We start from the raw sequence: 13,243 nt of genomic DNA on the forward strand, positions 1-13,243 counted from the left end.
GTCAGAAGTTGACTTTGGGGGCGGTCTCCGCGCCGGGCGTCGTCGCCTCGAACGGGACGATCGGCTTCGCGCCGTAGAAGATCTTGGCGCCGACCGCGTCGGGGAAGGTGCGGATCGTCGTGTTGTACGACTGTACCGCCTGATTGTAGTCGTTGCGGGCGACGGTGATGCGGTTCTCCGTACCCTCAAGCTGGCTCATCAGGGTGGTGTAGTTGCCCTGGCTGCGAAGCTCGGGATAGGCCTCCTGCAGGCGCTGGAGCGAGATGGTGACGGCACCCTGCGCGCGCTGGAAGGCGGCCATCTTGGCGGGATCGGTCAGGTCGTCGCCGGTGACGCGCACCTGGGTGGCGGAGGCGCGGGCCTGCGTCACCTCGGTCAGGATCTCCTTCTCCTGCGCGCCCGCCGCCTTCACGGTGGCGACGAGGTTGGGGATCAGGTCGGCGCGGCGCTGGTACTGGTTCTGGACGTCGGCCCATTTCGCCTTCGCGTTCTCCTCGGCGGCGGGGACGCTGTTGATGCCGCATCCGGCGAGGGTGAGGGCCAGAGCGGGAACGAGGGCGAACTTCACGCGGTCGTAGGCGGCCATCAGGCACTCCATCAACAATGGTAAAGCGGGATGTAGGTGCGGCGGCGCGCGCTCGCAATCGGGGGGCGTAACGATTAGACTTCTGGCGAACGGCCGTGGGGTTGTTCGCGGAGGGAGGCATCCATGTTCCAGGCGTTCAAGGCGTTCATCAACCGGGGCAATGTCCTCGACCTGGCGGTGGCGGTGATCATCGGCGCGGCGTTCGGGAAGATCGTCACCTCGCTGACCGACGACGTCATCATGCCGGTGATCGGCAAGATCACCGGGGACCTCGATTTCTCCAGCCTGTTCATCAGGCTCGGCGCGATCCCGGCCGACTTCAAGGGTTCGGCGACCAGCTATGCCGATTTGAAGGGGGCGGGCGTTCCGATGATCGGATACGGGCAGTTCATCACGGTGGCGGTGCAATTCGTGATCGTCGCCTTCGTCGTGTTCCTGATCGTGCGGGCGGCAAACAAGGTGTTCGAGAAGCCCGAGGCGCCGAAGGCGGATCCCGCCGAGGTGGTGCTGCTGCGCGAGATCCTGGAGGAGCTGAAGAAGAAGGGGTAGGGGGCGGCTCTTCACAAGTCGCCGCACCGTGCCTATATCGGTCCTGCCCGGTTCGCCGGGCTATGGCGATAAATGATGCCGAGTTTCGACGCAGCGGACCCGGGGGCGGTACCCGGCGGCTCCACCAAAAACCTCGCGCAAGCGAGTTTCTGACGGGGCCGAACTAGGATCGACGTGTGGACGGGATCGGTATTTTTGCCCGGGCTGAGTAACCCGTCAGCAGGCTCAAAACCACAAGTGCCAACGACAACGAGGCGCTCGCTCTTGCTGCGTAACTAAGGTCCTCACGGACTTAGGTTACAAAGCTTAGCGCGGTTCGGTCCGCACCGGGCAACAGAAGCGGAATCCAGCGGCTTGGGGGGTGCCGGGCAACAGAAACCCCCTACCTTCCCCTAAATCTGCTGAAATCGCGGGGCGTTGCGGGCGAGAATTGTTTCCGCCCGCTCCACGCGCCTTATTGTTTCGTTAACCACGCCGTCGTAGTGCCGCCGTCATGCGGGCTTCCAATTTTGGCACAAGTGTCGTGGCGGTTGTGGTCGGTCTGGGCCTTCCCGCCGCCGTCTGCGCGCAGGGCGCTCCGCCGAAATCGCTGCCGGCCCCGAGCGGCAATCCGCTCGCCATCGACTTCTCGAAAGACCCGGTGCTCGGCTTCGCGCACGACACGATGGCGCCGGAGCTGTTCGAGCAGACCGTGTCCCGCGCCGTATCGATCCACGCCGGGGTGAGGGAAGCGGAGGCCGCCGCCCGCGCCGTCGCGGCGGAGAAGGACGAGGCGCGGTCGGGGCTGTTCCCGACGGTCGACCTCGGCCTGCAGCACGATCGATCGCTGTCGCGCCAGTTCGGCAGCGACGACAATGCGGTGGTCGAGCGCGTCCGCCCGTATCGCCGTACCGACGCGACCGCGACACTCACCCAGAACCTGTTCGACTGGGGCGCGACATCCGACCGCATCCGCGCGGCCGGCGCGCGCGAGCGGATGGCCAACCAGGATGTGCGATCGACCGCTGACGACATCGCGCTCCGGGCGATCAGCGCCTGGTACGACGTCGCCGCCTATCGCGCGCTGGTCGCGATGGGCGGGGCGCTGGACATCAGCCAGCGCGACCTGATCGAATCGGTGCGGATGCGGATCAAGCAGGGCCTGTCGGCGGAGGGCGACCTCGCGCGCGTGCTGACCTATACCAGCAACGCGCAGGCGCGGTTGGCGGGGTTCCGCCGATCGCTCTCCAATGCCGAGGCGCGCTATGCCGAGGTGATCGGGCTGGCGCCACCGGAGGAGGTGCGTCGCCCGGCCTTCACCGCCGCCCTGCCGCGCAGCGTCGACGAGGCGCGCATCGCCGCCGCCAACACGCCGCAGGTCCGCTCCGCCGAACTCGCCGCCACCGCCGCCCGCGCCGACTGGGCTGCGGTCAGCGCCAGCAACAAGCCCAACGTCGCGGGCGTGATCGACGCCGGTCGCTACGGCCTGATCGAGAACGACAATGACTACGACATTCGCGCCCGCGTGATCCTGCGCCACCGCCTGATCGGCGGCGGCGGCTCCGCGCGCAATGCGCAGGCGGAAGGACGGTACGAACAGGCCCGCGCCGCCGCCGAGCGGGTGACGCAGGAGGCCGAGCGCGAGGCGGCGATCACCTTCCTCGACCTGCAGGCCTCGCATGAGGAGGTCGCGGCGCTGGAGGCGGCGTACAAGGCGAACCGGCAGGCGCGCGACGTGCTGGCCGAGCGGTTCCGCTCGACGCAGGGGTCGCTGACCGACGTCCTCAATTCCGAGGACAGCTATTTCCAGATCGCGGCGCAGTACATCCAGTCGGTGACCCGCCTCGACGCGCTGAAGCTGGTGCTCCTCCAGCGCGGCGGCAACCTCCTTTCCACCCTGGGCGTTGCCCTGCCGGATACCAGCCAATGAGCGAAACAGCCCACCCCGGAACCCGCTTCCACCTGGCACCCTGGCTGTGGCAGCCGATCGCGGCGCGCAAGGCCCTGTATCTTCAGGTCGCGCTGGCGGCGGTGATCATCAACCTCTTGTCGCTGGCGACATCTTTGTTCTCGATGACGGTCTATGACCGGGTGGTGCCGAACAACGCGATCGAATCCCTGATCGCACTTTCGATCGGCATCTCGATCATCCTGGTCGCGGACTTCATCCTGAAGTCGATCCGCGCCTATTTCATCGACATCGCCGGCGCGCGGATCGATGGCGAGGTGGGCAATTCGATCTTCGCCAAGCTGTTGTCGATGCGGCTGGACGGCAAGCGCGGCTCGACCGGCGCCTTCGCGGGCGTGCTGCGCGAGTTCGAGACGTTGCGCGACTTCTTCACCTCGGCGACGATGACCGCGTTCGTGGACGTGCCGTTCGTCGCCCTGTTCCTGCTGGTCATTTTCCTGATCGGCGGCAAGCTGGTGCTGGTGCCGCTGCTGATGGTGCCGCTGGTGGTGGGCGTCAGCCTGGCGACGCGACCGGCGCTCGATCGTCTGTCCGGGCAGATGATGAAGCAGGGCCTGAACAAGCAGGGCGTGCTGGTCGAGACGGTGGGCGGCATCGAGACGATCAAGGCGGCGCGTGCCGGGCGGATGTTCGCGCAGCGCTGGGCCCGCGCACTGAACCATCATTCGGAGAGCGGGCTGCGGCAGCGGCTGGTGGCGACGATCTCGACCACGACGGCGATGAGCGCGCAGAACATCTCGTACATCGGCACGGTAGTGTTCGGCGTCCACCTGATCGGGACGGGGCAGCTGACGATGGGCGGGCTGATCGCCTGCTCGATCCTCTCCGGCCGCTGCGTGGCGCCACTGGGGCAGGTGGCGCAGCTGTTGACCAAGCTGACCTCCACCAAGACCGCCTATCAGGAGCTGGACAAGGTGATGACCGCACCGGACGAGGCGGTCGGATCGCCCGTGCGGCGCAAGAGCTTCGAAGGCGCCATCGAGTTCCGCGACGTGACCTTCCGCTACGGCGAGGGCGGGCCGCCGATCCTCGACAAGGTCAGCTTCAAGATCAAGCCGGGCGAGCGGGTCGCGATGCTGGGCAAGGTGGGGTCGGGCAAGTCGACGATCCTGCGCCTGATCATGGCGCTGCGCCATCCGCAGGAGGGGACGGTGCTGATCGACGGCGTCGACATCCGCCAGCATCACCCGGAAGATCTGCGCGGCGCGGTGGGTGCGGTGTTGCAGGAAGGGCTGCTGTTCTCCGGCACCGTCCGCGACAATATCGCGCTCGGCCGCAGCGATGTGGACGACGAGGAGATGATCCGCTGCGCCACGCTGTCCGGTACGCACAGCTTCATGGCGAACCTCGCCAACGGCTATGAACTGACGCTCGCGGACAAGGGCGAGGGGCTGTCCGGCGGGCAGCGGCAATCGATCGCGATCGCGCGTGCGCTCGCCTCCCGCCCCGGCATCCTGCTGATGGACGAACCGACCAGCGCGATGGACGCGGGGACGGAGACGGCGCTGATCCAGCGCCTGGGCGACGAGACCAAGGGCCGCACCCTGCTGGTGGTGACGCACCGGCCGCCGTTGCTGGCGATCGTCGACCGGATCATCCTGATCGAGGGCGGCAAAGTGGTGCTCGACGGGCCGCGTGACGAGGTGATCGCGCGCCTGCAGGGCAAGCAGCCGGGGCAGGTGCAGCCGCAGGCGCAAGCGCAGGGGACGGTGCAGTGAGCGCGCATCTTGAGGATCTGACGACCAGCTTCGAACCGAAATCCGCCTCCCGCCTGCTCCTGTGGGTGATCGTGGGCGTGTTCGTGATCCTGATCACCTTCGCCGCGTTCACGAAGATCAACCAGACAACGCGCGCGAACGGCCGGGTGATCCCGTCCAGCCAGTTGCAGGTGCTCTCCAATCTGGAGGGCGGGATCGTTTCGCGCATCCTCGTGCGAAGTGGCCAGAAGGTGCCGAAGGGCGCGCCGCTGGTCGTGCTCGACAAGACGCTCGCCAGCGCCGACCTCGGCCGGGGCAGCGTGACCCGCGATGCGCTGCGCGCGCGTGTGATCCGGTTGCAGGCGGAGCTTTCCGGCACACGGCCGGTCTGGCCGGCGGACCTGACGGCGCGGGTGCCCGACATCGTGACGGGCGAACGGCGGCTTTACGCTAGCCGGATCGAGGAACTGAATTCGCTGATGGGTGCGGCCTCCGCGCGCGCGGTCGCGGCGCGCCAGGAAGCGGCGGCGAGCGGCATCTCGGCCGAGACCCGTGCGGCGGCCAGCCAGTCGGCGGCGGAGCGCGCCGCCCTGATCCGCCCGCTGGTCGAGAAGGGCATCGAGCCGCGCCTGACGCTGATGCAGGCGGAGAACGAGGCGCGGACGGCGGCCGGTGATGCTGCGACGGCGCGTGAGAGCGTGGGACGCGCGCGGGCCGGGGTCGCCGAGGCGCGGGCGCAGGCGGCGCAGGCGCGGGCCGACTGGCTGGCGCGTGCGGGGCAGGATCTGGCCGAGGCGCGCGCCAACCTCGCCGCGCAGGAGCAGATCCTGGCGGCATCCGAGGACAAGGTGCGCCGCACGATGATCACCGCACCCGTGCGCGGCACGATCAACCGCGTGCTGGTATCGACGCCGGGTGCGGCGGTGCAGCCGGGCGCGCCGATCGTTGAGCTGGTGCCCGCCGAGGACCGCCTGATCGTCGAGGCGCAGGTGCGGCCGAACGACATCGGCTTCATCACGCCGGGACAGAAGGCGACGGTGAAGCTCACCGCCTATGACTACACGTTGTACGGTTCGCTGCCCGGGGTGGTGACGAGCATCTCGCCGGACGCGACGGTCAATCCGCAGGACGGCAGCAGCTTCTACCACATCCGCGTCGCGGTGGACCGGGATGCGATCGTCGCCCCCAATGGCGAGAAGCTGCCGATCGGTGCCGGCATGGTGGCTGAGATCGACCTGATCGGGCAGAAGCGGACGATCCTGTCCTATCTGCTGACGCCGATCACTCGCGTGACCGACATGGCATTCAGGGAAAAATAGGAGCTTCCGAGAAATAGAACGTCACGCGACGGTCACTTGCCGAGATTGGCAGTTCGGGGCAAAAAGCGCGGGTACGCAACAGTTCGGGGGGGAATGCGGTGTACGTCGGTTTCAGGACGAGCAAGGGCGGCGAGATCCTCGTCAACACGGCGCTGATCCGCACGATCACGCCGAACCGCGACGGAACGCTCTGCACGATTGCCTTCGACGAGGGCCATAACCTCATCGTCGAGGGCAAGCTTTCGCGCATCCTTTCGCGCATCAACGGCATCAACCCCGAACCGGCCCCGGAGGCGGCGGGCATCCGTCACCAGGCGTTCGTAGACGACTGGGACTGATCAGCGTCCGCCTGATCAGCGCTTCCGAGCGAGTTCGCGGGTCGCCGCTGCCAGGCCGTCCAGTGTCAGCGGGTACATGCGTCCGTCCATGATCTGCCGGATGAGGCCGATCGACTGGGTGTAGCCCCAATGCGCCTCCGCCGTCGGATTGAGCCAGACGGCGGAGCCATAGACGCCGGTCAGCCGCTGCAGCCAGACGGCGCCCGCCTCCCGGTTCATATGCTCGACCGAGCCGCCGGGATGGGTGATCTCGTAGGGGCTCATCTGCGCGTCGCCGACCAGCACCAGCTTGTAGTCGTGGCCGAAGCGATGGAGCACGTCCATCGTCGGGATCTTCTCGCGATGGCGGCGGACATTGTCCTTCCACACGCCCTCGTAGACGCAGTTGTGGAAGTAGTAGAATTCGAGATGCTTGAACTCGGCGGTGGCAGCGGAGAACAGCTCCTCGCAGAGACGGACATACGGGTCCATCAACCCGCCGACGTCGAGGAAGAGGAGCAGCTTCACGGCATTGCGCCGTTCCGGCCGCATCGCCACGTCGAGATAGCCCTTGCGCGCGCTGCCGGTGATGGTGGCGTCGAGATCGAGTTCGTCGGCGGCCCCTTCGCGGGCGAAGCGGCGGAGGCGGCGCAGGGCGACCTTGATGTTGCGGGTGCCGAGTTCGACATTGCTGTCGAGGTTGCGGAACTCGCGCTTGTCCCAGACCTTGATCGCGCGCTTGTGACGGCTTTCCCCGCCGATGCGCACGCCTTCGGGATTGTAGCCACTGTTTCCAAAGGGGGAGGTGCCGCCGGTGCCGATCCACTTGCTGCCGCCCTGATGCCGGCCCTTCTGCTCCTCCAGCCGCTTCTTCAGCGTCTCCATGATCTCGTCCCAGGAGCCGAGCGACTGGACGGCAGCCATCTCCTCGGGCGTCAGGAACTTCTCGGCGACGGCCTTCAGCCAGTCCTCCGGGATCTCTGCGTTCTCGCCGCCCTCCCCAAAGATGCCCTTGAACACCTGCGCGAAGACCCGATCGAAGCGGTCGAGCAGCGCCTCGTCCTTCACGTAGACGGCGCGGGCGAGGTAGTAGAACTCCTCCGCCTCCAGCCCGATCACCTGCGCGTCGAGCGCCTCCAGCAAGGCGAGATGTTCCTTGGTGCTGGCGGGGATGCCGGCGCGGCGCAGCTCTTCGAGGAAGGAGATGAACATGGCCGCGACCTTGTGCCAGCCGCGCGCTCCGGTCAAACCCGCTGGCGTCCTTTGGAGAGGAGAGCAGGATGGGCGAGATCACGGTCAGCGCGATGCGGTGGGTGCCGGAGTTCGCGCGGGGTCATGTCCGGGATTACCGGGTGCGCTGGATGCTGGAGGAGCTGGGAATCCCCTATGAGTCGCGACTGGTCTCGGTCGAGGATCGGAAGTCGGGCGCGTATCGGGCAGAGCAGCCCTTTGGTCAGGTGCCGGTGATGTCGCGCGACGGGGTGCCGGTGTTCGAGACGGGTGCGATCCTGCTGCTTCTCGCCGAACAGGCGGCCAGGCTGCTGCCGAAGAAGCCGACCGGCCGGGTCAGGGCGATCTCCTGGCTGTTCGCCAGCCTCAATTCGATCGAGCCGTTCGTGATGAACCTCGCCGAGGTCGACTATTTCGAGACGGACGAGGAGGTGAAGAAGCGCCGTCGTCCGGGCGTGGTGGAGATGATCCGCACGCGGCTGGATCAGGTGGAGACGGCGCTCGGGGACGACGAATACCTGGCGGGCGAGTTCTCGATCGCGGACATGATGCTGGCGGGGGTGCTGCGCGGGCTGGAGGGGACGGACATCCTGGACGAGTTCCCGAAGGTGGCGGCGTTCCAGCAACGGTGCCTGGGGCGACCGGCGTTCCAGCGCGCGATCGAGGCGCAGCTGGCGGATTTCGAAGAGACGCCGGGGTGAGATCATCCCCCTCCGGGGGAGGATTGGTTAGTTGCCCGGCCTCCGTGCCAAAAAGGCCAGCCGCTCGAACAGCATCACGTCGGCCTCGTTCTTGAGGAGCGCGCCGTGGAGCGGGGGGATGGCCTGGCGGGGGTCCTTGGACTGGAGGACCTCCAGCGGCATGTCTTCGTGGAGGAGGAGCTTCAGCCAGTCGATCAGCTCGCTGGTGGACGGCTTCTTCTTGAGGCCGGGCACGTCGCGGACCTCGTAGAAGATGTCCAGGGCGCGCGTGACGAGCGTCTTCTGGATGCCGGGGAAGTGGACGTCGACGATCGCCTCCATCGTCTCCCGATCCGGGAAGCGGATGTAGTGGAAGAAGCAGCGGCGCAGGAAGGCGTCGGGCAGCTCCTTCTCGTTGTTCGAGGTGATGACGACGATCGGCCGCTCGACGGCGGTGACGCGCTCGCCCGTTTCGTAGACGTCGAAGCTCATCCGATCGAGTTCCTGCAACAGGTCGTTCGGGAACTCGATGTCGGCCTTGTCGATCTCGTCGATGAGGAGGACGGGGAGGGTGGGCGCGGTGAAAGCCTCCCACATCTTGCCGCGGCGGATGTAGTTGGCGATGTCGTGGACGCGCGGGTCGCCGAGCTGGCCGTCGCGGAGGCGGGCGACGGCGTCGTATTCGTAGAGGCCCTGCTGCGCGCGGGTGGTCGATTTGATGTGCCATTCGATCAGCGGCGCACCGACGGCGCGGGCGATCTCATGGGCGAGGACGGTCTTGCCGGTGCCGGGCTCCCCCTTGACGAGGAGCGGGCGGCGGAGGGCCACCGCCGCGTTGACGGCGACCTTCAGGTCGGGCGCTGCGATGTAGTCCTGCGTGCCTTCGAAGCGCATGCGATCCCCTCGATGGCGTTCACGGGAGAAGTGGAGCGGGTGAAGGGTGTCAGCCACTACCGTAAGTTGGCTAGCGCAAGACTATAGTGAGCGCAAACCCGTAGTTTGACGATGAATGTGGAGCGGCCCGACGGGGTCGCACCGTCCTCTCACGCCCTGGACAGGCGCTCGTCCACTGGACGGGCCGCACGAAGCAGCAGCCACGCCTCGACCCGAACGTCAACAGCGCCTGATCCAAGCCGCCGATGAACTACCGCCTGCGCAGCCCGCGAACTCAAGTGTGCCCGTAGTCAGGCTTCGGGAACGGTCGCACCGGATACCGGCAGGCCTTTGCAAAGCGCGTCTGTAGAAAGCGGAGGTATCGGAACTGCCGCAGCTCGTGCTTGATCGCGCGATCTGCCCCGGCCAGCAGCCGAGCCGCGCGCGGATTTCCTGCCGCGCGGGTGTTGGTCATGAGAGAGTTGTGGAACCACTCGCCGTCGAGTTCCCAGAACGTGCCGACATGCTCGCCATGATAGGTGAAGCCGGCCGCTTGATACACGGTCCCGAACAGCCCGCATCGTTCATCCGCGAACGACTGTATCCATTTGACCTTCGGCCGCACCCGGCGGATCAGCCGGATTGAGAAGGCGAGGGCGCGGCTCTCCGAGTTGCGGGGCGCGGCATCGTTCAGCCACATGCGATTGAGTTCCAGGTACTCCGTCAGACCTGTCCCGGCGACCACGCTGTCGGCGCTCGCCGGGTTCATGGCAAAGCCGTACTGGAGGATGCCGGTCAGCTGGCGGCCGATGAAGACGCCGAGGTGCAAGGTCGATCCGCGATATGTCCGGTGACTGTAGTGCTCGGCCTCAATGATCCTGTTCGCCAAGTCGCGATCGACTAGGCGCACACTGAACGCGCTGTCGCCGAAGCCCACGGCTTCCCGCCAGCCGAAGAGGTCGCCGCTGGTATCGAAGAGGTAGCCCGTCGTCTCACCCGCCACCCCGAAGGGCACGCGCGTTGATTGTTCCTTATCCATTGGAGGCTCACAAAAGCCCCGCCCGGTGCACGGGTGCGGGGCGTTGCGGCTAGGCCAGCCGCGCGTGACGGGTTCCTGCCCGTCGGTTGCCGTGTTCCAGCACGGCACCCCCGCTCGGCCTCACGGCCTGCGGACGTGTTCAATTACTTTAAGTATGCACAAATAACCATTGACGACGTGATTATTCGTGCATACAACAAACCCATGGACATCACCTTCGACCCGGACAAAAACGCCGCGAACATCGAGAATCGTGGCCTGTCGTTCGAGGATTTCGCCGGTTTCGACGGCGTGCCTTCGGTCGTTGTGGATGACCGCTATGACTACGGCGAGACCCGCTATCAGGCTCGCGGCCGGATCAACGGCAAGGGTTTCTGCATCGTCTATACCCTGACCGCCACCGGCATCCGCCTGATCAGCTTCCGCCGCGCCCACGAAAAGGAGATGCGCCGCTATGAATAAGACCAAGGGGCCGCCCCCCGCCGACTTCGACGACAACCCCGAATGGACCGACGAGACGAGCGCCAAGGCCCGCCCGGCCGATCAGGTCCACCCGGCCCATGTCGTCGCCGCATTGACCAAGCGTCCGCGCGGCCGCCCGGCGGGATCGGACAAGGAGCGGATCACCATCCGCCTGGACCATGATGTTCTGGAGCGCTTCCGCGCCTCCGGCCCCGGCTGGCAGTCTCGCATGAACGAGGCTCTACGGAAGGCGGTCGGCGTCTGATCGGCGGTAGGCGCTGATTACCCCGGCGCCACCTTTCCACCCAACGCCTTGAAGAACACGGACCCCGCTCCGCTGATCGGCTCCACGCCGACAGCGTCGCCGGGCCAGTAGAGGTGTTGCGTGCCGACGCCTTGCGTCTCCGCCCATTTCAGGATGTCGGTCGGCTTGATCGTCGTCTTGTAGACCGGGTAGCCGACGGTCAAAGCTATGCTCGACTGGGACGGCTGCCACACCTGCCACTCGCCGAAGTCCGCCAGCCGCTTGCCCTTCTGCAGGTAGCGGGTTGCTGACGGTGACGGATCGAGGAACACCATCAGCTCAAGCGCATGGTCGCCCTTGTCCGGCTCGCGCAGCAGGAACGCATCGTACAGCATGTTCCGCTCGCCGTGGATCGTGGCATCGGTCCACTTCACGGTCATGTCGTAGCGCTTGACCTCGGACAGCCGGCGAACCGTTCCGAGGTTCCGGCGCACGTCGCCGTAGCGGTCCCGGCCGATGTGCAGATACCCGCGCGGCGCGTTGCCCTTGCGGGTCTCCATCGGCTGATACCATTCGATCCGGGCGGACGAGAACGGCGTCTCCGGCTTCTGCGTGTCATCGATGACGAGCCGGTTGCGGAACGCGCTGTCCGGCAAACCCTCCCGCCCGAATGGTGCCGAGTAGGCGAACCAGTCGCCCTTGACGATCGGTGCGCCGCCGTCGCCTTTGGTGAGGAGGGTCACGCGCTCGCCATGCCGCCGATGCCCACACCGGCGATGTCGCGCCCAATCGCGATGCGGGTCGCGATGTCGTGATGCGTGCCGTCCGGCCGGACGTACCCTGCCTTGCCGGCCTCAACCAGTCGCACCAGCGGATCGGCATCGCGCAGCGCCGCGCACGCCGCGCGCACGGTGCTGCTATAGGTGGAGCCTGCGGCGGGCGTCATGACGATCACGACCTTGGCGTTCGCCGTCTCAGGGAAGTCGGTTCGGAACGCCGTGATGATCTCCTGCACCCTCGCCTGATAGGCGTTCGCGGAGAACGCGAAATCCGCATCGTTGCCGCCAAGCGCAATGACGAAAAACGGCACCTGCCAGACGATGTTGGCGGCGGTGAGCGCATCCATCTGCTGCCGGAACTTGCTCTTGGCGAAGCCGGTCGGCACCGCCCCCGTACCGATGTAGAGGAAGCCGGTGGTCGGCGACCAAGAGTAGCCGCTGAACTGCTTGATCGTGGTGCCGGCCGGCAGGGTGAAGCTGGGAAGCGACCCGCCACCGAAATAGCTGAGGTTGTACGGGCCGGTGCCGCTGCTGATGTGGATGCGATCGGGCATGCCGTCCGCCACCAGCAAGCGGTTCGTCTGAGGCGAGCCGGAGGTCAGTGTCAGGACGCGGCCCGAGACCGACCCGACGAGATCTCCAAGCTGAGGATTGGCCTCGGCCCGCCCGGCGAAAGCGCCGGCCGTTGCGCGCTTCGCCACGATGATGTCGTTGCTCGGGTACAGCTCGCGAAACCGCTGGAAGATGCCCGCCTCATAGCTGACATTGCCGACGGTCGTGTTGGCATGCGCCGCGACACCGGTGACCGTGCCCGGCGCATAGACCTGAACCGCGTTGGCGGCGTCCATGACCTTCGCCTTCGAGTCGCTCTGATAAGCGGACGTGAACGCGGCGGCGTCCGATGCGTAGACCGGGAAGCTGGGATCGGACATGACGCCCAGCCCGTTGCTGTCCGAGATGATCGGGATGAGCGGCGTGAACGGCAGCGCCACGCCTCCGCCCGATGCCGCCCAAGCCGCGCGCGACTGCGCCCTGCGATTACGATACCCCATGCTCTTCCTCCTTGGGTTGGCCTCGCGGCCCTTGATCTTGCTGACGATCAGCGCGCCTGCCGCGACGGCGATCTCGAACATTGTCTGAGCGAGCGCTGCGGCCAGTGCCGCCTTGAGCGCGCGGTCGATCACTTCACGCGGCCGACGCTATCCGGCGTGTGCTGTGCCAGCGTCACGGCCTCGGCCTTCTTCCGGCGCGCGTTCCAGAAGGCCCAGCCCGCAGCGGCAACAGCAAGCAAGAGGCCCGTGATCAGCGGCTCGTCTGCACCCGTGAGATAGCCCTTGCGGATCAGCCAACCGGCCAGCAGCGCCGCGAAGTAGCGGATCGCGATCACACCCGTTTCCGGCAGGATGCTAGGGTTGACGATGATGGGCTTCGGAACGTCGGTCATGGAGTTCTCCTCTCGAAAGCGGTCGATGGTGCGGGCGGCGTCGTATTCGCCGGGGACGGGCTGGCGCTCGGTCATG

At 66.6% G+C, this 13,243-nt stretch carries 15 protein-coding genes and 1 other RNA gene; 9 read left to right on the forward strand and 7 right to left on the reverse strand.

Annotation, left to right across the window (positions count from 1 at the left end):
* Nucleotide 1: 1 nt before the first annotated feature.
* Entirely contained in the window at nt 2–586 is a 585-nt protein-coding gene (locus ACM608_RS07915; RefSeq protein WP_419682682.1) for a LemA family protein, read from the reverse strand.
* A gap of 123 nt (nt 587–709) precedes the next feature.
* Here ACM608_RS07915 and mscL point away from each other — a divergent pair, with 123 nt between their 5' ends.
* From mscL to ACM608_RS07945, 6 genes are all read left to right on the forward strand, one after another.
* A complete protein-coding gene (gene mscL, locus ACM608_RS07920) occupies nt 710–1,135 on the forward strand; it encodes a large conductance mechanosensitive channel protein MscL (protein WP_419682683.1) in 426 nt (141 codons plus the stop codon).
* Nucleotides 1,136–1,141: 6 nt separating this feature from the next.
* Nucleotides 1,142–1,522: a transfer-messenger RNA gene (ssrA, locus tag ACM608_RS07925) on the forward strand.
* Nucleotides 1,523–1,658: 136 nt separating this feature from the next.
* Nucleotides 1,659–3,044, forward strand: coding sequence for a TolC family protein (locus ACM608_RS07930; protein ID WP_419682684.1), 1,386 nt, complete (start codon nt 1,659–1,661; stop codon nt 3,042–3,044).
* Nucleotides 3,041–4,801: a type I secretion system permease/ATPase gene (locus tag ACM608_RS07935; protein ID WP_419682685.1), complete on the forward strand. Its 1,761-nt coding sequence runs from the start codon at nt 3,041–3,043 to the stop codon at nt 4,799–4,801. Before ACM608_RS07930 ends, ACM608_RS07935 begins: the two co-directional genes overlap by 4 nt.
* On the forward strand, nt 4,798–6,099 hold the full coding sequence (locus ACM608_RS07940) for an HlyD family type I secretion periplasmic adaptor subunit (protein ID WP_419682686.1): 1,302 nt from the start codon (nt 4,798–4,800) through the stop codon (nt 6,097–6,099). The genes ACM608_RS07935 and ACM608_RS07940 overlap by 4 nt, the downstream gene beginning before the upstream one ends.
* Before the next feature lie 98 nt (nt 6,100–6,197).
* On the forward strand, nt 6,198–6,437 hold the full coding sequence (locus ACM608_RS07945) for a hypothetical protein (RefSeq protein WP_419682687.1): 240 nt from the start codon (nt 6,198–6,200) through the stop codon (nt 6,435–6,437).
* Between the two features lie 15 nt (nt 6,438–6,452).
* On the opposite strand, the gene ACM608_RS07950 is transcribed toward ACM608_RS07945, so the two are convergent.
* Nucleotides 6,453–7,628: a vWA domain-containing protein gene (locus ACM608_RS07950; RefSeq protein ID WP_419685137.1), complete on the reverse strand. Its 1,176-nt coding sequence runs from the start codon at nt 7,626–7,628 to the stop codon at nt 6,453–6,455.
* A 68-nt stretch (nt 7,629–7,696) separates the two neighbouring features.
* Here ACM608_RS07950 and ACM608_RS07955 point away from each other — a divergent pair, with 68 nt between their 5' ends.
* On the forward strand, nt 7,697–8,347 hold the full coding sequence (locus tag ACM608_RS07955; RefSeq protein ID WP_419682688.1) for a glutathione S-transferase family protein: 651 nt from the start codon (nt 7,697–7,699) through the stop codon (nt 8,345–8,347).
* Between the two features lie 27 nt (nt 8,348–8,374).
* On the opposite strand, the gene ACM608_RS07960 is transcribed toward ACM608_RS07955, so the two are convergent.
* Together ACM608_RS07960 and ACM608_RS07965 are read right to left on the reverse strand one after the other, a co-directional pair.
* The gene (locus ACM608_RS07960; protein WP_419682689.1) at nt 8,375–9,220 is read right to left on the reverse strand and encodes an AAA family ATPase; all 846 of its coding nucleotides are present in this window, start codon (nt 9,218–9,220) and stop codon (nt 8,375–8,377) included.
* Between the two features lie 274 nt (nt 9,221–9,494).
* The gene (locus tag ACM608_RS07965) at nt 9,495–10,238 is read right to left on the reverse strand and encodes a hypothetical protein (RefSeq protein ID WP_419682690.1); all 744 of its coding nucleotides are present in this window, start codon (nt 10,236–10,238) and stop codon (nt 9,495–9,497) included.
* 135 nt (nt 10,239–10,373) lie between these two features.
* Between ACM608_RS07965 and ACM608_RS07970 the strand changes: the two genes are divergently transcribed.
* The gene (locus tag ACM608_RS07970) at nt 10,374–10,700 is read left to right on the forward strand and encodes a BrnT family toxin (RefSeq protein ID WP_419682691.1); all 327 of its coding nucleotides are present in this window, start codon (nt 10,374–10,376) and stop codon (nt 10,698–10,700) included.
* Nucleotides 10,693–10,965 carry a BrnA antitoxin family protein gene (locus tag ACM608_RS07975; protein ID WP_419682692.1) on the forward strand — a complete coding sequence of 91 codons (273 nt, stop codon included), beginning with the start codon at nt 10,693–10,695 and terminating at the stop codon, nt 10,963–10,965. Before ACM608_RS07970 ends, ACM608_RS07975 begins: the two co-directional genes overlap by 8 nt.
* 17 nt (nt 10,966–10,982) lie before the next feature.
* Here ACM608_RS07975 and ACM608_RS07980 read toward each other — a convergent pair whose 3' ends face one another.
* Genes ACM608_RS07980 through ACM608_RS07990 form a run of 3 tightly spaced genes read right to left on the reverse strand, consistent with a single transcriptional unit; the run spans nt 10,983 to nt 13,242 of the window.
* Nucleotides 10,983–11,687, reverse strand: a complete 705-nt coding sequence (locus ACM608_RS07980) for a hypothetical protein (RefSeq protein WP_419682693.1) — start codon at nt 11,685–11,687, stop codon at nt 10,983–10,985.
* Nucleotides 11,684–12,907, reverse strand: coding sequence for a hypothetical protein (locus ACM608_RS07985; protein WP_419682694.1), 1,224 nt, complete (start codon nt 12,905–12,907; stop codon nt 11,684–11,686). The genes ACM608_RS07980 and ACM608_RS07985 overlap by 4 nt, the downstream gene beginning before the upstream one ends.
* The gene (locus ACM608_RS07990) at nt 12,904–13,242 is read right to left on the reverse strand and encodes a hypothetical protein (protein ID WP_419682695.1); all 339 of its coding nucleotides are present in this window, start codon (nt 13,240–13,242) and stop codon (nt 12,904–12,906) included. Before ACM608_RS07990 ends, ACM608_RS07985 begins: the two co-directional genes overlap by 4 nt.
* Between the last annotated feature and the right edge of the window lies 1 nt (nt 13,243).

The organism is Sphingomonas sp. ID0503 (assembly GCF_048565625.1).
In the GTDB taxonomy this organism is placed as follows: Bacteria; Pseudomonadota; Alphaproteobacteria; order Sphingomonadales; family Sphingomonadaceae; genus JBLZUR01.